Origin of the sequence: Agrococcus sp. Ld7, from assembly GCF_045064095.1 — a bacterium.
GTDB lineage: Bacteria > Actinomycetota > Actinomycetes > Actinomycetales > Microbacteriaceae > Agrococcus.
Genome location: NZ_JBISGY010000026.1, coordinates 164596 through 183970, shown reverse-complemented (window position 1 = coordinate 183970; position 19375 = coordinate 164596). Strand labels below are relative to the sequence as shown.

Here is a 19375-nt window from a genome sequence, read left to right as displayed (position 1 = left end):
GCGCTACGCGTCGGAGCGCGCGACGTCGCTGGCGATGCTCACCATCCAGGTGACACCCCAGCGATCGACGAGCATCCCGAAGGTGTCGCCCCATGGCGCACGCTCGAGCGGCGCGTCGACGTGCGCTCCGTCGCTGAGCGCCTCCCAGTAGCGCGCGAGCCGCTCGGCGTCATCGCCGGAGATGGAGATCTGCTGACCGCGGATCGTCGGCTCGACGTCCGAGGGCGTATCGCTCGCCATGATGGTGTGGCCCTCTGCGGTGGTCAGCTGCGAGTGCATGACGCGGGCGGCGTCGCCCGGATCGTGCTGCATGCCGCCCTCGGCGAACGTCGTCACGACCAGGTCGCCGCCGAAGACGCCGTGGTAGAAGTTCATGGCCTCGCGCGCGTCGCGCTCGAAGGCCAGGTAGGGGTTCAGCACCGTCGTCATCGTGGGCTCCTCTCGGCGGCCGCTCGGCCCCCGAGGCCAGCATGGCCCAGTGCTCGCCCGCCCGCCAGCGATCCCGCGGATCGTCAGTTGGCGGTCGAGAGCGCGAAGCGCCAGGCCTCGGCGATGGCGGCATCGATGCCTCGCGGCGCGACCGCGTCGCCGACGACGGCGACCGGGATCCCCAGCGCTGCCTCGAGCGCCTCGCAATCCAGATCGTCGACGGTGGCCGACTGCCGCGGCGTGAGCGCGACGATCGCGGTCGGCGACGGCAGCGGCAGCGCTGCCCCCGTCAGCAGATCGACCGCGACCGTCGAGCGCGCGTCCGCGCGGACGCTCGCGCTCGTGATCCGGTCGAACCGCCCACGGGCGAGCGTGCGCAGCACCAGCTGCCGCTCGTAGCCCGTGCCCACGTGCGGCAGCAGCTGCTCGAACGGCGTCACGACCTGCACCGCGGCGCCGGCGTCCACGAGGCTCAGCAGCACACCCGAGGCGTAGGCCGTGCCGTCGTCATCGATGACGAGCACCCGATCTCCGAGGGACGCGGGGTCGTCCATGGCCGTGAACGCGTCGACGGTCGTGGGCCGCGGACCCGTGAAGGCGCCATCGACCGCGAGCGCGCTCGCCGCTGGCGCGACGGCACCCGTCGCCAGCAGCACCCCCGCGGGCTCGGTCGCAGCGATCGCCTCGATCGACGCGGCGGTGCCCAGTCGCAGCTCGACGCCGGCGGCCCGGGCCTCGCGCTCGAGATCGGCGACCAGCAGCGCCACCGATCCTCGTCCGGGCACGCGCGCTGCGCGCCGCAGCTGGCCTCCGAGCTCCGCTTCGCGCTCCAGCAGCGTAACCGTGTGCCCGAGCCCCGCGAGGTCGACCGCCGCTCGGAGCCCCGCCGGCCCCCCGCCTACGACCGTCCACCGAGCGGGCCTCGCGGCGCGCCGCGGTCGCTGCTCGAGCTCTCGCCCGGCGGCGGGGTTGACCGTGCACGACACCGCGAGGCCCTGGCTGCCTCGCCCCAGGCAGCCCTGGTTCAGTCGGATGCAGTGGCGGATGTCGTCGGTCGCGCCCGTCAGCAGCTTGGTCGCCAGATCCGGATCGGCGAGCTGCCCGCGCGTGAGCGCCACCATGTCGGCGATGCCGCTCGCGAGCACCTCCTCGGCCTCCTCGACGCTCGTCGCGCTGCCCACGCCGAACACCGGGATATCGGGGTTCGCGCGCTTGAGCGCGGCCACGTCATCGCGCAGCCACGCGGCCGGCATCGCCGACGTCGGGAACACCCAGTGCACGTCGTGGTAGCCGCCTGCGGCCGTGTCCAGGAAGTCGATGCGCGCCTCCTCCCGCAGCGCGGCGACGATCTCGCGGCACGCCGCAGCGTCGAGCCCGGCGTCGTTGTGCTCGTTCACGACGATGCGGATGCCGACGGTGAAGTCGTTGCCGACGCGGTCGCGCACGGCGCGCAGCACCTCGCGCGGGAACCGCGTGCGACCCTCGAGGTCGCCCCCGTAGGCGTCCGTCCGCCGGTTGTAGAGCGGGCTGAGGAACTGATGCAGCAGGTAGCCGTGCGCGAGATGGATCTCGACGCCGTCGAAGCCTCCCAGCCGCGAGCGCTCCGCCGCATCCGCCCACGCCGCCACGAAGCCCGCGATGTCGCGCTCGCTCGCGGCGCGCGTCGCCACGCCGGTGGACGGCGAGAGGATGCGGCTGGGGGCGAACACCGGGCGCGGCCCGTCGGGTCCCTCCGGCGCGGCCTGCGCGCCGTGGTGGTTGAGCTGCACCAGGACGCGCGCGCCGGCGTCGTGGATCGCTCCGGTCATCCGCCGGTTCGCCTCGACGGCCTCCGGACGCCAGGCGTCCTCGAAGCCGCGCGTCGATGCCGTGGGGTGCACGAGGTGGTTGCCGGCGACGAACAGCCCGCAGCCTCCGCGCGCTCTGCGCACGAAGTAGGCGGTCTCGCGGTCGGACTCGACCCGGTCGGAGAACTGCTTCGAGTGCGCGGCCTGCATGATGCGGTTGGGGGCTTCGAAGCTGCCGATGCGCAGCGGCTGAGCGAGGAGGTTCACGCCTCGATCCAAGCATCCGCGGTGCCGTGGCGCCGCACCGCTCGGCTGCCGCCGGGCGGCATCGGCCGTCGCGTACCATGAACGTGCACAACCGGCATGAACGCGAGGACTTCGACCGTGGACGAGCACCCCGAGCGCGAGATCTCGCGATCGACCGACGAGGAGGCGCGCCGGCGCGCTGCGGTACTCGTCGAGCTGCGTCGACGTCGACGGCGCAGGCGCTGGACCGCCGGGATCGCCGCGGCGGCGGCATCGGCCATCATCATCGCCGGTTCCGCGGTCGCCTGGAGCTCGCAGGCGCGCGCCGGAGACATCGCCGCTCGGATCGAGGCCTGGCACGTCGAGCACGAGCTGGCCGGTTGCGAGCTCGCCGAGCGCATCGTGAGCGTCGTGGAGCTCGAGGGCAGGGCAACGGATGTGCTCACCGCCGCGAAGCACGTCCGCGGTGCCGAATGGGTGCTGCCCTCGCCCGACCGCGCAGCCTTCGACGAGGATCGGCAGTCGCTGCTGACGGCGATCGGCACCGACGAGTTCGTCACGGCTGCCGATCGCGAGCTGGCTGACGCGTGGCGTGCCCGCGCCGCCGCATCCGACGATCCCGCGTCGTTCGACGTGTCGGAGGCGTGCGTCACCGCCACGGCCGCCGACCGCGAGCCGATCGCTGGCGTGACCGCCGAGCGCGCGGATGCCCTCGCGCGCCAGCTGGACGCACTCGGCGATCCACGGGACTTCGATGACAGCCGCATCGATCGCTTCGAGGCCGCGCTCGCCTCGCTTGAGCGCTCCGCCGTCGCGCTGGCCCGGAGCCGCACGGGCCTGTCCGCGCTGCAGGCGGCGCTCCCCCTCGCTCCCGAGCAGGCGAAGGCGAGCCTGCGGGACGCCGACCGGCACCTGACCGAGCTGCTCGCGATCACCGGCGGTGCGCACACGCCATCGGCGGTGCTCGACCTCGTCGAGGGGATCACCCTGCACGTCGCCGCGGTCTGGATGACCGAGGCATGGCAGCTCGAGGCCGAGGGCGACGCCCAGGCGTCGGCTGCGCTCGCGGCGCAGTCGCAGCAGGCGCAGGCCGCGCTCGTCGCGAGCGACGCACGCCCGGTGGCCCGGCCGTCCAGGACGCCGCCGGCACCCGTGGCTCCGCCCGGCACCGCGCTGCCCGCCCCGCAGCCGCAGCCGAGCCCCGCGCCGGCGCCGCCGACGACGGCCCCGACATCGCCTCCCTCGCCGCCGGTCGGGCCCACGCCATCGCTGCCGGCCCCTGTGCTGCCGGAGCCGGAGCCGCCGACCGAGCCGGAGCCGCCCGTGGATCCTGCGCCGCCGACCGAGCCGGAGCCACCGGTCGATCCGACGCCGCCGGTCGATCCGGCACCCGTGCCCGGCCCGGTGCTGCCCGATCCCCCCGCGACTCCGGGCCGGCGCTAGCCGTCCGTGCTCGCCGTCAGCGCGAGCGATCGGCGCGATGCGCGACGACGCACCGCGCACGGTCGACCAACACCTCGGGTGTGAGGCATGATCGAAGGCATGACGACGAGCAATGACGCTCGCCTCCGACTCGACTCGCTCGCGGTGCATGCAGGCCGCGAGGACTTCCAGTCGCTGGGCGTGCACGCAACCCCGATCGACTTCTCGACCACGAACCCGCTGCCCGGTGTCGATGCCGGCGGCGAGGCGTACGAGATCGGTGCGACCGGCGGTGATCCCTCCGACTCCAGCGCCGTATACCAGCGGCTCTGGAACCCGACCGTCGCGCGCTTCGAGCGGGCGTTCGCGGCGCTGGAGGGCGCCGAATGCGCCGTGGCGTTCGCCTCGGGGATGGCGACGACGACCGCGGTCCTCACCGCCGCCAGGCAGCGACGCGGCACGCACGTGGTGGCGGTGCGGCCGCTCTACGGCGGCACCGACCACCTGCTCGCCACGGGCCTGCTGGGCACCGAGACCACCTTCGTCGACTCCGTGGAGCAGGTGGAGCGCGCGGTGCGCGCCGACACCGGCCTGGTCATCGCCGAGACCCCCGCGAACCCCACCCTCGAGCTCATCGACCTCGCAGCGCTCGTCGCCGCGGCGGGTGACGCCCCGGTGCTGGTCGACAACACCTTCGCGACCCCCGTGCTCCAGCGCCCGCTCGAGCACGGCGTCGCGCTCTCGCTGCACTCCGCGACGAAGTACATCGGCGGCCACGGGGACGTCATGGGCGGTGTCGTCGCCTGTGATGCCCAGTGGGCGCAGGCGATCCGGCCGGTGCGCGCCATCACGGGAGCCATCGCGCATCCGTTCAGCGCGTACCTGATGCACCGCGGCCTGCAGACCCTGCCGCTGCGCGTGCGCGCGCAGCAGGCCAACGCGCAGCGCGTCGCCGATGCGCTCGCGGCCATGCCGGGCGTGCACGAGGTGCGCTATCCGGGACTCGCCGGCAGCGACCCCGCGGGGCTGGTCGGACCGGGCAGGCAGATGTCGGGCCCCGGCTCGATGCTGTCGATCGACGTCGGCTCCGCCGCGCGCGCCGCCGCCGTCGCAGAGGGCGTGCGGCTCTTCACGCACGCGGTCTCGCTCGGCAGCGTCGACTCACTCATCCAGCACCCCGCCTCGCTCACGCACCGGCCGGTCGCGGCGGAGGCGAAGCCGAACGCGGGCGTGCTGCGGCTCTCCATCGGGCTCGAGGACCCGGAGGACCTCATCGCCGACCTCGAGCAGGCGCTCGCGGGCGCGTAGCGCCTACCTGGCCGCCGGCAGCAGCAGCTCGGCGACGAGCCCTCCGCTGTCGCCGGGCCGCAGGCGCGCCGATCCGCTGTTGCGGCGTGCGAGCTCCGAGACGATCGCGAGACCGAGCCCCGTGCCCTGGACGTTGTCGCGCTCGGCGCTGGGTGCCCGGTAGAAGCGCTCGAAGGCGCGCTCGAGCTCGTCCTGGTGCATCCCCGGGCCGCTGTCGGCGACGGTGATGCGCACGGCGTCGTCCTCCTCCTGGGCGCTCAGCCGGATCCATCCCTCCTCCGGCGTGAACTTGCAGGCGTTCACCACCAGATTGGAGACCATGCGGATCGCGTCGTGGCGCGCTGCGAACACCGCGTGGTCGCCGGGAGCGAGCTCGACGGCGATGCGCTTCTGCTCGCTCACGACCCGCAGGTTCGCGGCGACCTCCGCGAACAGCGCGTCCGTCGGCACGCGCTCGGGACTCGCCTGCGCCTCCCCCGCCGAGAGCCTGCTGAAGCTCAGCAGATCCTCCACGAGCTCCGACAGCCGCTCGGCGTTGCGGGCGATGACCTGCACCCAGCCGCGCTCGGTGTCGCTCAGGGCTGAGCCGTCCGTGAGCAGGCCCGCGTAGCCGACGATGCTCGTGATCGGCGTGCGCAGCTCGTGGCTCGTGGTGATGAGGAAGTCGTCGCGCTGCCGCTCGAGCTCCGCGCGTATCGACCTCGCGGCCTCGCGCTCGACCTCGGCCTCGATCTGCACCTGCCTCGCGCGCAGCAGCGTGGTGACGTCGAGCAGCTGCACGGTGATGCGGTGGTCACCGCCGGCCACGTCGTTCGCCGCAACGGTGATGGTGCGTCCCCGGTCGGTGGTGACCGTGACCTGCTCGCCGGTGCGCAGCGCCGCGGCGGCCGCTGTGCGGAGCGGGCCGTTCCAGACGCCGTCGGCGAGCTCGGCGGCGAGCATGGCGGTGCCCGTCCGGTTCGCCCAGCGCACGAGCGTGTGATCATCGCTGCGCTCGGCGATGATCAGCCCGATGCTGGCGTCGATGACGCCACCGGTGAGCAGCCGGTTGGATGCCTCCACCTGCCGCGCGAGCGCCCGCAGCTCGTACTGCGCGGAGGAGAGCACGACGACGGTGGCGGCCACGGTGACCAGCAGCAGCTCGAACATCGCGACGCGGCCGGTCTCGTCGAGCGCCAGCTGCTGGAAGGGGCCCCCGCTGTCGAGCGCGAGCACGAGCATGAGCAGCGATGCGGCGATGGTCTGGACGCTGACGAACCGGATCGGGAAGCGCAGCGCCGCCCAGGCGAGGAACGGGAACGGCGCGAAGGCGAACGGCAGCGTCGTCGCGGGCTGGAAGACGAGCACGATCACCAGCGCGAGCGCCGTGCTCTGCAGCAGCATCTCGAGGCGACCGGCGCGCACGGGGATCGGCCGCGGGAGCGCCCCGATCGGCGCGAGCAGGCTCACCGCGGCCGCGTGGGAGGCTGCCACGAGCGGCAGCGTCGGCCAGAAGTCGCCGCCCTCGAGGAGCACGACGCCAGCGGCCGCGATCGCGCCGACGGCGGCGGCGCCCGCCCCGACCGCGACGACGAACCTGAGTCCCGCCCGCAGGGATGAGAGCTCGAAGCGTCGCACCGGGGTGCTGAGGATCACGGCGATCACCGCGACCTCTGCCGCGTTCGCAACGCCGAAGATCATCGACAGGCCCCACGGCCTGCCGCTGGCCGCGTTGGCGAGGACCGTGACGCCGAGCACCAGCAGGAGCACGTGCGGCAGGCACGCACGGTGCAGCAGCGCCAGCAGCACCGAGAGGCCGGCCGCCGGCCACCAGACGGCGACGGTCGTGCCCGCCGGCGCGAACGCGACGCCGAACACCGCGGTGAGGAAGATCGCGAGCGCCGCGATGACCCACGACCACCGCGTCAGCGAGCCACGCGCGACGGCCTGACGCTCGGCGTAGGGCGCCGGTTCGTCATCGAAGGTGCTCACGATCCCAACGTACGCACCGGTGCACGATCTGCCCAGGGCCGCGCACCCTCAGCCCGGCTCCGTAGACTGGCGCAGTGACGTTCACCCGCACGCTCATCGAGCTCGCCGCGGACGATCCCGATCGGCTCGCGGTCGCCGGCGACGGCGAGCGCTGGACGTACGGCCAGCTGCATGATGCGGCGGCCCGCATCCGCGCCGGCATCGAGGCGCTGCTGGGCGACGAGGCACCGGCGAGCCCGAGCGACCCCGAGACGGGCGGCGTGCCGATCATCGCGGTGTCGCTCTCCAGGGCGGTGGATGCGGCGCGCTTCATCGCCGGCGTCACCGCCTTCCGTGCCGTCGTCGCCGTGCTGGATCCGCTCTGGCCGCAGTCGCACCGGGTCGAGACGATCGACCGGATCGGTCCCGCCCTGGTCATCACGGACGACCTCGCGCTCGAGGCGGCACTCGGCGAGCGCGCGGTGGCGCACGGCCGCACCATCGCGCTGGCCGACTTCGATGCGGTAGCGGCCGCTGCACCGCGGACGGCGGGGCCGGAGGTGCGGCCGCGTGATGAGCCGTTCCTGCTGCTGTTCACCTCCGGCACGACCGATCTTCCCAAGGGGTTCCTGCGGACTCGCGGCAGCTGGGACATCAACGTGCGGGTCAGCCGACGCTGGCTCTTCGCCGGGGAGGGGATTGCGACGATCGCACCGGGCCCCGTCTCCTACAGCCTCACGCTCTACGCGCTCGTCGAGGTGCTCGCGACGGGCGGCTCGCTCTTCCTGCAGTCGCGCTTCGACGCGGCCGAGGCAGCCCGCACGATCGAGCGGCACCGCATCGAGCGCTTCGTCGGGGTGCCGTCGATGCTGCTGGCGCTCGCGGCAGCCGCGCGTCGACCCTCGTCCGAGGGTGCGAGCGCGCTCGCCTCGCTGCGCTGGGTGATCACCGGCGGCGCGAACCAGAGCCGGGCCATCCGCGACCGATTCCAGGACGTCGCCCCGCTGGCGCACCTGCGCAGCTACTACGGCGCGAGCGAGATCGGCTTCATCGGCTACAGCGACGCCGGCGACGGCACCCGCCTCACTCCCTTCGACGGCGTCGAGGTGAGCGTGCGCGACGAGGCGGGCGCTCCCGTGCCCGATGGCGAGATCGGCACCCTGCACGTGCGCGTGGCGTCGCAGGTCGAGCGCTATCTCTCCGCGACCAGCCGCGAGCGCATCACCGCCCCCGACGGCTGGTCGAGCGTGGATGACCTGGCATCGCTCGCCGACGGCGCGATCGTGCTGGCAGGGAGAGCCGGCGACATCGCCGTGACCGGGGGCCACAAGGTCTCGCTCGCGCAGGTCGAGCGAGCGCTCGCCACCGTGCCGGGATGCGAGCAGTGCTGCGCGATCGCCCTGCCCGATGCCGTGCTCGGCTCGATCGTCGCGGCCGTGGTCGAGGGCGGGCCGGGTGCGGTGCCGGAGAAGTCCGTCATGCAGCGTGCCCTCCGCGCGCTGCTGCCGGAGCAGTTCGTGCCGCGCCGCTACTTCCGCGCCGATGCGCTCCCGCGCACGGCGGGCGGCAAGATCCGCCGGGGCGAGGTGACCGCGCTCGTCGAGCACGGTCGGGCGGAGCGGCTGTGACCGGCTCGCGCGCCCTCATCACGGGGCTCGGCGCCATCACGCCGAACGGCCTCGACCTGGCATCCACCTGGAGCCGGGTGGTCGCCGGGCGCAGCGGCATCCGTGCGCTCGAGGGGGTCGACGTCTCCGACCTCTCGGTGCGGGTCGGCGGCGAGGTGCGCGGCTTCGATCCCCTCGCGCACCTCCCCCGGGCGGTCGCACGCAGGCTCGATCGGCACGCGCACTACGCGGTCGCGGCCGCCGCCGAGGCCATGGCGGGCTTCGAGGCCGCCGACCCCGCGCGCTTCGGCGTCACGATCGCGACCGGCTCCGGCGCCGTCGCCCTCACGCACGATGCCGTGCGCGCGCTCGATGCGCAGGGGCCGCGGCGGGTGCCGCCGGGCGTCGTCGTCTCCGGGGGCCCGGATGCCGCCGCCGCGTTCCTCAGCGAGCGCTACGGCGCACGTGGCGCGAGCGTCGGCACGGCCGCGACCTGCGCGAGCGGCACCGTCGGCCTGGGCGATGCGCTGCGCACGATCCGCCACGGGTACGCGGATGCGGTGCTCGTGGTGGGCGCGGACGACTGCCTCAACCGCGTCAACCTGGGCGTGAACGCGACCCTGGGATCCCTCGCGGCCGGCTTCGAGGACGAGCCCCATCGCGCATCCCGCCCCTTCGATCGCGCGCGCAGCGGGTTCGTCATGTCGGCCGGCGCCGTCGCGGTGCTCGTCGAGTCGGAGGCGCACGCGCGGCGCCGCGGCGCGAGCGCGCTCGGCGAGCTCGCCGGGTACGGCGTGACCTCCGACGCCTTCCACGCGACCGCGCCCCGGCCGGACGGCAGCGGTGCGGCCGCTGCCATGCGTGCGGCGATCGATGATGCGCGACTCGACCCCCGCGACATCCAGCACGTCAACGCGCACGGCACCGGCACGCCGCTGAACGACGCGATGGAGGCCGCCGCCCTCGGCGAGGTCTTCGCATCGACGCTGGGAGCGCTGCCGGTCACGTCGACGAAGTCGACCACCGGGCACCTGCTGGGCGCGGCCGGCACGCTCGAGGCCGCGCTGTCGCTCATGGCGCTGCGCGACCAGACGATCCCGCCGACCATCAACCTCGACGACGCGGAGTTCCCGCAGCTCGACGTCGTCGCCGGCGAGGCCCGCGCGGTGAGCCGCACGGCGCCGCTGCGCACGGTGCTGTCGAACTCGTTCGGCTTCGGCGGCCACAACGCCGCGATCGTGCTGCGCGCCCTCTGATCGGGCCCCGCGCCGACGCGTCAGAAGGCGGCGGGCACGCCCAGCTCCTCCAGCACCTCGCGCACGTGGTCGCTCGAGATGGCGCGGATGAGCGCCGCGATCTCGGGCGCACCGGCGTTGTCGGATCGCGTGACGAGGGAGACCTCGAACGCCGGGTCCTGCTCCACCACGAGCCCGTCGGCCTCGGGCGTCAGCCCGAGCTGACGCGCGAAGGACGGCAGGTTGAACACCGCATCCGCCTCGTCGTACGCGGTGTTGAGCTGCAGCAGGTCGATCTCGATGATCTCGAGCTCGCGCGGGTTCTCGACGATGTCGGTGACGCGAGCCTGGAACCGCTCGACGGCCGGGTCGAGCGTGATGATGCCGTGCTCGTCGAGCAGCTGCAGCGCGCGAGCGGCGTTCGACTTGTCGTTCGGGATCGCGATCGAGCCGCCCTGCGGCAGATCCTGGATGTCGCTGAGCGTCTTCGAGTAGAACGCGACGACGGTCGCGTAGACGGGCTGCACGACCACCAGGTCGGCATCGTTCGCCTCGTTGAACTCCTCCATGAAGCCCTCGAACTGCACCACGTTCGCGTCGATCTCGCTGTTCTGCAGCAGCAGGTTGGGCTGCACGTAGTCGTTCACGGGCACGAGCTCGACCTCGTAGCCCTCCTCGATCACCGCTGCGGCCGCCTCCACCGCGTCGGTCATGGGGGTGACGGTCGCGGCGACCCGGATGGTGACGGTCTCGGATGCAGCGGGGTCGACGCCATCGGCGGGCGTCGCGCAGGCGCCCAGCGTGAGGGCGAGCGCGGCGGAGGTGAGCGCGACGAGCGCGTGACGGGGGCGGATGCTCATGGGTGCCTTTCTGAGTGGATGGAGCAGCGCATCAGCGCTTGTCGATGCGAGCGGAGACCTTCTCGCCCGCGGTCTGCAGCAGCAGCACGAGGACGATGACGATGACGATGGTCGAGTACATGAGGGGGTAGTCGTACTCCTGGTAGCCGAAGCGCAGGGCGAAGTCGCCCAGTCCGCCGCCGCCGACGATGCCGAGCACCGTCGAGTAGGAGATCAGGCTGATCGCCGCGGAGGTGAGGGCGTAGACGAGACCCGAGCGCCCCTCCACCAGCAGGAAGTGCACGATGGTCTGGGGCACATCCGCTCCCATCGAGCGCGCGGCATGCAGCACGCCGGAGGGCACTTCGAGCAGGATCTGCTCGGTGAGGCGCGCGTAGATCGCGATGCCGACGAAGCAGAGCGGGAAGGTGGCGGCGCCGGTGCCGAACGTCGTGCCGTAGAGCAGCCGCGTCAAGGGGATCAGGAAGACGACGAAGAGCAGGAAGGGGAACGAGCGCACGACCGTCACGTACAGGTTGGCCGCCGCCCACAGCGCGCGCTGCTCGCGCACGCCACCCGGCCGCGTGAGGAAGATCAGCACGCCGAGCGGCAGTCCGATGAGCACGGCGGCGGCGAGCGAGAACGCGAGCATGAAGCCGGTCTCGGCCAGCGCGACCACGATCTGGTCGGCGTTGGCGGTGAGGGAGGCCGTGATGGTGGCGATGAGGTCGTTCACGCGCCGAGCACCCGCTCCACGTGCGCGAGGTAGCTGTCGCGCTCATCGCGAGCGGCGCTGCGCGCGACGGGGAGGACGCGCCGCAGCACGCCGCGCTCGAGCACCGCCGCCCGGTCGCAGATCGCGCCCACCGACTCGAGCTCGTGGGTGACGAGCACGACCGTGGTGTCGAAGTCGCGGCGCGTGCCCGCGAGCAGCTCGAGCACATCCTCCGTCGCCCGCGTGTCGAGCGAGCTCGTGGGCTCGTCCGCGAGCAGCAGGTCGGGCCGCGTGACGAGCGCCCGCGCGATCGCGACGCGCTGCTGCTGACCGCCCGAGAGCTGCGCCGGGTAGGAATCGGCTCGATCGGCGAGCCCGACGTAGTCGAGCAGCTCGGCCACGAGCGCCGGATCCTTCCTGCGCTGCAACCGCAGCGGCAGCGCGACGTTCTGCTGCGCCGTGCGGTTGGCGAGCAGGTTGAAGCTCTGGAACACCATGCCGATCCGGTGTCGCAGCCGGCGCGTCTCTCGGCCGCTGAGCACCGTCGGATCGGTGCCGAGGATGCGCACATGACCGGAGGTCGGATGCGTCGCGGCATCGAGCAGGTTGAGGAGCGTGGATTTTCCCGCACCCGACTCGCCGACGACACCGAGGATCTCCCCTCGGCGGATCTCGAGCGTCAGGCTCTCGAGCGCTGCGGTGCTGCCGTAGCGCACCGTCGCGCGCTCCAGGACGGCGACGGGACCGGTCGTCTGCACGCATGCCCCCCTCGCGCACAATCCGAGTTGTTGCGCTGAGTACAACAATACCCCTGCTCGCGACGCGGCGGTGCCGATCCTGCTGGCGCTCGCGCTGGGCTGAATCGTGACCGCCGCGCCGTTCAGGCGCTAGGCACGATGGTGGTCTGCTCCAGCTCCTCCGGCGGCACCCTGACGGTGCGCCGCGTGTCGATCGCGATCACGCAGCCGAGGATCATCATCGCCAGCGTCACCGACGCCATGGTGTCGCTGAGGTAGTGGTAGCCGAGGTAGATGCGCCCGGCGGCCTGGGTCACGACCATCACGATCGCGACGGTGACCGCCAGCGCCGTGAACCACCGCTGCTGCAGCCGGCTCGCGAGCAGGAACGCCAGCAGCAGGAAGAAGTTGGAGGCTCCCAGCACGTGGCCGGACGGGAAGGAGAAGGAGTGGTCCGGCCCGAACAGCATGTCCTCGACCGGCGGGCGAGGGTGCTGCACGATCGGCGCGATGACCTGTGCGAGCACGACACCGGTGACCATGCCCCCGGCGAGCAGCAGTGGGCGCCAGAGGTGCTTCGCGACGATCGACCAGACCACGGTCACGACCAGCACGATGATGGGCAGCGCGACGGGTCCGAAGATCACGGCCAGCGCGATCATGAACGGCGTGGTGGCCGGTGAGCGCAGGTCGTCGAACCATGCGTCCACCGGCTCGTCCAGCCGCTCGATGCCGGTCTGCGTCACGACACCGACCAGGAGCACGATGAAGCCGACCAGGCCGACGCCGACGAGCACGCCCGCCGTCGCGTACAGCCGCCGGCGCGCTCCGGCATCCAGGGAGCGCTCCTCCACGAGCAGCTTCGTGTGGAGGTCGCGCAGGCGTTCGCGTCGCGTCAGTGTCATGGTGAGACCATCCGGGGTCGAAAGTCGTCGAGCGGCGCTCGATGCTCTTACGCATCCTTCCCGAACGGCCGGGAGCGCGTCAGGGGCGCAGCAGCACCTTGCCGACGCGGCCGGGCGTCAGGCTCGCACGCACTGCCTGCTGCACATCGTCGAAGCCGTGCACGCTGGACACGGGCAGCGTGAGCTCCCCAGAGCCGAGCCGCTCGGAGAGCTCGGCGAACAGCTGCGCGCGGAGTGCGTCGTCCATGTCGCGGCTCACGGCGCTCCCCCAGAAGCCGCGCACGGTGGCCTGCTTGAAGATCACGTCGCTGACTCCGAGCTCGAGCGTCGACGCGCCCATGGCACCGAAGGCCACGAGCGTGCCACCCGTGCCGAGCACCGACAGCACCTCGCCGGCCGCCGCGCCGCCGACCGAGTCGACGCCCGCGACGATCTCCTCGCCGCCGGTGATGGCCTCGACGCGGTCGCGCCAGCCGTCGTCGGACGTGGCGACGACGTCGTCGATGCCCGCCTCCCGCAGCTCGTCGATCGCCTCCGATCTGCGAACGAGGCCGACGACGCGGATGCCTCGGCCGCGAGCGAGCTGCGCGACCATGCGACCGACGGCGCCGTTCGCGGCATTCTGCACCAGCCACTGCCCGGGCTCGAGCGCGAGGCTGTGCAGCAGGCTGACGGCGCTGAACGGCATGGCGACCAGCTGCGCGGCCGCCGCATCCGGCAGCCCAACGGGAGCGGGGATGAGCGCGGCCGCCTTCGCGACGAACTGCTCGGCCCAGACGCCGAAGATGCCGCCGGCGATGACCCGATCGCCCACCGCGAGGGTGTCGACGCCCTCGCCGAGGGCATCCACGACCCCTACAGCTTCGGTGCCGCTCGGTGCGGGCAGCTCCGGCACGAAGCCGTAGGTGCCGCGCACCGTCCAGAGGTCGTGGTTGTGGATCGTGGCGAGGGTCGTGCGCACGCGCACCTCACCGGGGCCGGGCTCTGGCACCGGGCGATCCTCGACGCGGAGGACGTCCTCCGGCTCGCCGAACTGGTCATGGACGATGGCGCGCATGGGCGCTCCCTTCGGTTGGGGTCTGCTGATTGCCGCTGCGGAGTCGGCGGCGGATCGCCGCCCAGGCGCCCGTCGACCACAGCGCAGCAACGACCAGCAGGGGCTGGAACAGGAGCCGGATCGCGCGGGCGGCATCGGTGTCGAGGCCGAAGCCGTCGCGCCCCTCCACCAGCTGGGCGATGTTGCCCGGGAAGACGGCGACGAAGAACGCGGCGACAATGATGCCCACGAGCGGCCGCGCGCGCCGCGGCGCGAGCACGAGCGCGAGGCCGAGCACGAGCTCGACGACGCCGGAGGCGACCACGACGAGGTCGGCCTCGAGCGGCAGCCACGGTGGCACCTGCGCCTGGAACTCCGCACGCGCGAAAGTCAGGTGGCCGGTGCCGGCGAGCATGAGGAACGCGCCCAGCAGCACGCGAACGATCGCGCGCGCCACGTCAGTCGTCCGAGACCACGACGGTGACCTCGATGTTGCCGCGCGTGGCGTTCGAGTAGGGGCAGACCCGGTGCGCGGCATCCGCGAGCTCCTGAGCGAGGCCCTCCTCGACACCCGGCAGCACGACCTCGAGGTGCACGCCGAGCTGGAAGCCGCCGTTCCCGTCGGGCATGATCTGCACGCGGCTGCCGACGCTCGACCCGTCGAGGGTCGTCTTCGTGCCGCGCGCGACCGCCTGCAACGCCGAGTGGAAGCACGCGGCGTAGCCGGCCGCGAAGAGCAGCTCGGGATTGGCGCCCGCACCCGAGCCGCCCATCTCCTTCGGCACGGCCATCTCCAGGTCGAGCCTGCCGTCGATCGTCGATACGCGGCCGTCGCGGCCCGCTCCGGTCGACAGTGCCTCTGCGGTGTACAGCACGTCCATGCTGCTCCTCTCGTCTCGACGGCGCAGATGCGTCGTCATGGTGTGCGGGTCACCGACGACGGATCGTCGGTGACGGCGTGCATCGATGCCGTGATGCCGTGCAGGGTCGCCAGCATCCGGTCGCCGTCGACGTCGCTGTCGAGGCCGAGCCCGCGGGCGACGGCCGGCGGGATGTGCGCGAGCTCGTTGCGGAGCGCGGTCCCCCGAGCCGTGGCATGCACCTCGACGACACGCGCGTCGGCGTCGCTGCGCTCACGCGCGACGAGGTCGGCGCGCTCCATGCGGGCGAGCAGCGGCGACAGCGTGCCGCTGTCGAGCTGCATCGCGTCGCCAAGGGCCTTGACGCTCTGCGGCCCCTCGACCCACAGCGTGACCAGCACGAGGTACTGCGGGTACGTCAGGCCCCATGGCTCGAGCAGCGCCCGGTACGCCTGCGTCGTGGACCGAGCCGCCGAGTAGAGCGCGAAGCACACCATCCGCTCGGTCACGGCAGGGGTGGGCATGACTCGAGCCTCCCATGGATTTCAGTTGTGCACAACCTAACGGCCGCGCGAGCCCCCTCAGGCATCCGGTTCGCGCCGCGCCCGCATCTGCGCGAGCGGCAGAGCCAGCCGCGGGTTGCTCGCGAGCGCTGCCTCGTGCCGTTGCAGGAAGTCCCAGTAGCCCTCGGTGAACGCCGACTCCTTCGCCGCGCGCGCCGACGGCCACCAGCGGCCCATGCGCTGCAGGTAGGCGCCGCCGGAGACGTAGGGCTTGGTGCCCACCAGGCCGCCGTCGGCGAACTGGCTCATGCCGAAGACGTTCGGCACCATCACCCACTCGTAGGCGTCGACGAAGAGCGCGAGGAACCACCGGTTGACCGACGCGGGCGCGTAGCCCTCCAGCAGGAACCAGTTGCCGAGCACCATGAGCCGCTCGATGTGGTGCGCGTAGCCGTGGCGCAGCACGCGCTCGAGCACCACCCGAACCGGGATCGGCAGCTCCTCGGGAATACCGGTGCCCGTGTACCACCAGGGCTCGAGCTCGCGCGTGAGAGCGAGGGCGTTCGCGCCGTCGAGCTCTGGATGCGCGCGGTACATGCCGCGCATGTACTCGCGCCAGCCGATCACCTGCCGCACGAAGCCCTCGAGCGATGGCAGCGGCACGTCGCCGGAAGTCTCGAGCACCGCGTCCACGACGTCGTGCGGCGTGAGCAGGCCGAGGTTGAGCGAGGGCGTCAGCACCGAGTGGAAGAGCACCGGCTCCTCCGCCGCCATCGCGTCCTCGAAGCGACCGAAGTCGGTAAGCCGCTCCTGCACGAAGTCGTCGAGCCACGCGCGCGCATCCTCGTGGGTGACGGGGAGCCAGAACTCCCGAGCGTCGCCCGGATGGTCCCCGAACCGCTCGCGCACCTCGTCGATCACCTCGAGGGTGATCTCGTCGGGCTCGATCCGCGGGACGGGCGGGATCTCGAGGCCGCCCTTCGGCAGCGGCTCACGGTTGTCGAGGTCGTAGTTCCAGCGGCCGCCCGCCGGGCTCTCGCCCTCCATGAGAATGCCGGTCCGCTGACGCTGCCAGCGGTAGAAGTCCTCCATGCGTGCCCGCGGGTGATCGCGGAACCACGCGTCGAGCTCGGGCTCTGGCGTCAGGAACGCGCGGTCGGCCCAGCGCCGTGTGCGGATGCCGGCGCGCGCGGCGATGCGGTCGATGCGGCGGTCGACGCCGCGATCGGCGGCGCGCATCCACGCCAGGCCGTCGGCGCCATACCGTTCGATCAGGCGCGCGACGCCGTCGGCGAAGGAGAGCCCTTCGCCGTGCCGAATGCTGCGCACGGTCCGACCGTCGCGCTCGAGCCGGTCGACCATATGGCGCATCGCCGAGAGCACGAGCACGATCTTGTGCTGGTGGTACGGCAGCCGGTCGAACAGCGCTGCCGACTCGACGAGGAACAGCTCGTCGATGTCGTCGTCGTCGAGCGCCGGATGCTGCGCGAGCAGCTGCGTGCCGAGGATGAGCGCGGCCTTCACGCTGCCTGTTCCTCCGACCGCTCGTTGCGTCGACGGTGCTGGAACAGTTCGCCCGACCGCACGATCCGCAGCGCCGTCACGAGCAGCACGCCGCCGATGACGTTGAGCAGGAGCACCGGAAAGAACCACAGCAGCCAGTCGAGATAGGTGATGTCGGCGCCGCTCAGGATGGCGGCGAAGGCGAAGAGGGTGTCGAGGATCGAGTGGAAGAGCTGGAACCCGGCGAGGATGAACCCGCCCGCCACGGCGGCGACGATCTTCGCCGGCTCCGAGTCCGTGCCCTCCTGCATCCTCGTCATGAGCGTGATCACGCCACCGCCGAGCAGCGACAGCGCGATGAACGCGCCGTCGATCGGAGCATCGAGGAAGTGCATGGCGGTCTCGGCCACGAGCTCGTGCCAGTCAGGGAAGGCGAGCGCGACGAGCCCCATCATGAGCCAGCCGCCGACGAGGTTGCCGAGCAGCGTGCCGCCCCACAGCTTGGCGAGCTGGCCGAAGGTGCCCTCGCGCGCGATGAGCGCGGCGATCGGCATGAGGAAGTTCTCGGTGAAGAGCTCGCTGTGCGCCATCAGGAGCGCGATCAGGCCGATGCTGAAGGCGAGCCCGGCGAGCAGCTCGTCACCGGTGGCGTGGAGGGTGCCCAGGTAGGCGATGACGCCGACGCCGACCTCGATGCCGCCCAGCAGGCCGGTGATCGCGGTCGCGCGGAACGTCCGGTGCAACCGCTCCGCTCCCTCGCCGACAACGTCCTCGAACTCCGCCTCGAGCTCCTCTTCGACGGGGCCGTCGTTGGCGCCGTCCTCGCGCCGCTGCGCGGCCCCAGGCCCGCCATCGTCGCTCACGGCAGCACCGCCGCGCGCCTCGCGTCGAGCGCGAGCATCCGCTCCCCTGCCGCAGTGTGGTCCGTCATGCTGGTGCCCCGTTCGCCGAGCCAAGGCTAGCGAGCGTCGACGTGCGGCTGACTCAGGTTCGCGATGCGACCAGATGGTCGGCCAGCAGGCCGAGCGCCTCGGCGCCCGCGAGGTCGCCCGGCAGCAGCGGAGTCTGCACGATGGGGATGCCTCCGACCGCGTCGCGCAGGCGCTCCAGCTGGCGCTCCTCCTGCACCCGGCGCGCGGCGAGCAGCGCACCGGCGTCAGCCGGGGACCGGCGATTCAGCACGATCGCGGCGGGGTCGATGTGGAGCGCCGTGAGCTGGCGCACGACCTCGATCGACTCGGCGACGGGCAGTCGCTCAGCGACGCTCACGACGATGAACGAGGTGTGCGCCGCATCGGTCACGAGGCGGCCCATGAGCGAGAAGCGATCGCGGCGGGCGATGAGCGTCCGCCGTAGCTCGGCATCCGCGCTCGGCTGATCGTCTCCCCTGCCGACGACGCTGCGCGCGGCGGCGGCGAACCGCTCCGACCGGTCGCGGCTCGCCAGCAGCGTCTCCATCCAGGTCGTCAGCTGCGCCGGCAGCGCGAGCAGGCGCAGGGTGTGGCCGGAGGGTGCGGTGTCGAAGAGCACCAGGTCGTGGGTGCCGCGGCTGGTCTCGATCAGCTCGGCGATGCGCTCGAGCACCGCCGATTCGTGGCTGCCCGGTGCCGCCTTCGCCTGCTCCAGGTGCTGCCGCGCCTGCGCGTGGAGTCGATCGGGCAGCAGCCGCCGCATGGTGTCCGCGACGTTCGCGAAGTGCCGCTCGATCGTCGCGTGCGGGTCGATCTCAACGGCGTCGACGAAGCCGGCACTGCCTGATCCGGCGCGGTCTGGGCTGGCGCCGTCCGGGCCGGCGCCGTGCGTGAACACGCGCGTCGGAGCATCCGAGAGCTGCGCGTCCCAGACCTGGCCGAGGTTGTGCGCCGGGTCGGTCGAGACCAGCAGCACGCGCCCGCCGTCACGGGCGCGAGCCAGCGCGAGCGCCGCCGACACGGAGGTCTTGCCGACCCCGCCCTTGCCGCCGACGAAGAGGATGCGACGCGAGCGCGCGAGGCTCAGCAGCATGCGACGTGGTCGAGGGGCGACGCGGGGATCCCGATGCGACGATGCCAGGCGTGGAAGTCGCTCCAGAGTGCGGGCGCGAGCTCTGCGGAGTAGTAGGCGGCCGGGTCGGGCACGCCCAGCGACTCCCCCAGCACCACGATCATGAACAGGTCGTCCTCGTCGCGCTGCTCTCGCAGCAGCGTCTGCCGGTACGGGCCGACGTAGAACTCGTGCAGGCCGTCGCGGAACGCGGCCCAGCGCCGGGAGCGTCGCTCCCGGCGCTGGGCCGGATCCGAAGGGACGGCCATCG

The 19375-nt window shown here is 72.5% G+C and carries 19 protein-coding genes; 4 read left to right on the top strand and 15 right to left on the bottom strand.

What is annotated here, in order from left to right:
* Positions 1 to 3: 3 nt before the first annotated feature.
* Complete coding sequence (locus tag ACJJVL_RS05700) at positions 4 to 429, bottom strand: VOC family protein (RefSeq protein ID WP_405217378.1); 426 nt, start codon at positions 427 to 429, stop codon at positions 4 to 6.
* Between the two features lie 83 nt (positions 430 to 512).
* Positions 513 to 2483, bottom strand: a complete 1971-nt coding sequence (locus ACJJVL_RS05695; protein WP_405217377.1) for an NAD(P)-binding protein — start codon at positions 2481 to 2483, stop codon at positions 513 to 515.
* A gap of 117 nt (positions 2484 to 2600) precedes the next feature.
* On the opposite strand from ACJJVL_RS05695, the gene ACJJVL_RS05690 reads away from it, so the two are divergent.
* Together ACJJVL_RS05690 and ACJJVL_RS05685 are read left to right on the top strand one after the other, a co-directional pair.
* Positions 2601 to 3905: a hypothetical protein gene (locus tag ACJJVL_RS05690; protein WP_405217376.1), complete on the top strand. Its 1305-nt coding sequence runs from the start codon at positions 2601 to 2603 to the stop codon at positions 3903 to 3905.
* A gap of 99 nt (positions 3906 to 4004) precedes the next feature.
* Positions 4005 to 5192, top strand: a complete 1188-nt coding sequence (locus tag ACJJVL_RS05685; RefSeq protein ID WP_405217375.1) for a trans-sulfuration enzyme family protein — start codon at positions 4005 to 4007, stop codon at positions 5190 to 5192.
* A 3-nt stretch (positions 5193 to 5195) separates the two neighbouring features.
* Here the strand turns inward: ACJJVL_RS05685 and ACJJVL_RS05680 are convergent, their stop codons facing one another.
* Complete coding sequence (locus ACJJVL_RS05680) at positions 5196 to 7163, bottom strand: ATP-binding protein (RefSeq protein WP_405217374.1); 1968 nt, start codon at positions 7161 to 7163, stop codon at positions 5196 to 5198.
* A 74-nt stretch (positions 7164 to 7237) separates the two neighbouring features.
* Between ACJJVL_RS05680 and ACJJVL_RS05675 the strand changes: the two genes are divergently transcribed.
* Both ACJJVL_RS05675 and ACJJVL_RS05670 read left to right on the top strand, forming a co-directional pair.
* Entirely contained in the window at positions 7238 to 8770 is a 1533-nt protein-coding gene (locus ACJJVL_RS05675; protein WP_405217373.1) for a class I adenylate-forming enzyme family protein, read from the top strand.
* The gene (locus ACJJVL_RS05670) at positions 8767 to 10005 is read left to right on the top strand and encodes a beta-ketoacyl-[acyl-carrier-protein] synthase family protein (protein ID WP_405217372.1); all 1239 of its coding nucleotides are present in this window, start codon (positions 8767 to 8769) and stop codon (positions 10003 to 10005) included. The genes ACJJVL_RS05675 and ACJJVL_RS05670 overlap by 4 nt, the downstream gene beginning before the upstream one ends.
* Before the next feature lie 20 nt (positions 10006 to 10025).
* Here ACJJVL_RS05670 and ACJJVL_RS05665 read toward each other — a convergent pair whose 3' ends face one another.
* The 12 genes from ACJJVL_RS05665 to ACJJVL_RS05610 all read right to left on the bottom strand — a co-directional run bounded on the left by ACJJVL_RS05665 (position 10026) and on the right by ACJJVL_RS05610 (position 19373).
* Positions 10026 to 10844 carry a MetQ/NlpA family ABC transporter substrate-binding protein gene (locus ACJJVL_RS05665; RefSeq protein WP_405217371.1) on the bottom strand — a complete coding sequence of 273 codons (819 nt, stop codon included), beginning with the start codon at positions 10842 to 10844 and terminating at the stop codon, positions 10026 to 10028.
* A 31-nt stretch (positions 10845 to 10875) separates the two neighbouring features.
* Positions 10876 to 11559, bottom strand: a complete 684-nt coding sequence (locus ACJJVL_RS05660) for a methionine ABC transporter permease (protein ID WP_405217370.1) — start codon at positions 11557 to 11559, stop codon at positions 10876 to 10878.
* Positions 11556 to 12296 (bottom strand): ATP-binding cassette domain-containing protein, encoded by a 741-nt coding sequence (locus ACJJVL_RS05655; protein ID WP_405217368.1) that lies wholly within the window; start codon positions 12294 to 12296, stop codon positions 11556 to 11558. The genes ACJJVL_RS05660 and ACJJVL_RS05655 overlap by 4 nt, the downstream gene beginning before the upstream one ends.
* A 122-nt stretch (positions 12297 to 12418) precedes the next feature.
* Entirely contained in the window at positions 12419 to 13180 is a 762-nt protein-coding gene (locus tag ACJJVL_RS05650; protein ID WP_405217367.1) for a phosphatase PAP2 family protein, read from the bottom strand.
* Positions 13181 to 13259: 79 nt separating this feature from the next.
* Positions 13260 to 14237 (bottom strand): zinc-binding dehydrogenase, encoded by a 978-nt coding sequence (locus ACJJVL_RS05645; protein WP_405217366.1) that lies wholly within the window; start codon positions 14235 to 14237, stop codon positions 13260 to 13262.
* A complete protein-coding gene (locus tag ACJJVL_RS05640; protein ID WP_405217517.1) occupies positions 14218 to 14631 on the bottom strand; it encodes a hypothetical protein in 414 nt (137 codons plus the stop codon). The genes ACJJVL_RS05645 and ACJJVL_RS05640 overlap by 20 nt, the downstream gene beginning before the upstream one ends.
* 43 nt (positions 14632 to 14674) lie before the next feature.
* Positions 14675 to 15097 (bottom strand): organic hydroperoxide resistance protein, encoded by a 423-nt coding sequence (locus tag ACJJVL_RS05635; protein ID WP_405217364.1) that lies wholly within the window; start codon positions 15095 to 15097, stop codon positions 14675 to 14677.
* 35 nt (positions 15098 to 15132) lie between these two features.
* The gene (locus ACJJVL_RS05630) at positions 15133 to 15600 is read right to left on the bottom strand and encodes a MarR family winged helix-turn-helix transcriptional regulator (RefSeq protein ID WP_405217362.1); all 468 of its coding nucleotides are present in this window, start codon (positions 15598 to 15600) and stop codon (positions 15133 to 15135) included.
* Between the two features lie 57 nt (positions 15601 to 15657).
* Positions 15658 to 17103, bottom strand: a complete 1446-nt coding sequence (locus ACJJVL_RS05625; protein WP_405217360.1) for a cryptochrome/photolyase family protein — start codon at positions 17101 to 17103, stop codon at positions 15658 to 15660.
* Positions 17100 to 17945, bottom strand: coding sequence for a formate/nitrite transporter family protein (locus ACJJVL_RS05620; RefSeq protein WP_405217358.1), 846 nt, complete (start codon positions 17943 to 17945; stop codon positions 17100 to 17102). The genes ACJJVL_RS05625 and ACJJVL_RS05620 overlap by 4 nt, the downstream gene beginning before the upstream one ends.
* A 121-nt stretch (positions 17946 to 18066) precedes the next feature.
* Positions 18067 to 19086 (bottom strand): ArsA family ATPase, encoded by a 1020-nt coding sequence (locus ACJJVL_RS05615; RefSeq protein WP_405217356.1) that lies wholly within the window; start codon positions 19084 to 19086, stop codon positions 18067 to 18069.
* On the bottom strand, positions 19077 to 19373 hold the full coding sequence (locus ACJJVL_RS05610) for a cory-CC-star protein (protein WP_405217354.1): 297 nt from the start codon (positions 19371 to 19373) through the stop codon (positions 19077 to 19079). Before ACJJVL_RS05610 ends, ACJJVL_RS05615 begins: the two co-directional genes overlap by 10 nt.
* Between the last annotated feature and the right edge of the window lie 2 nt (positions 19374 to 19375).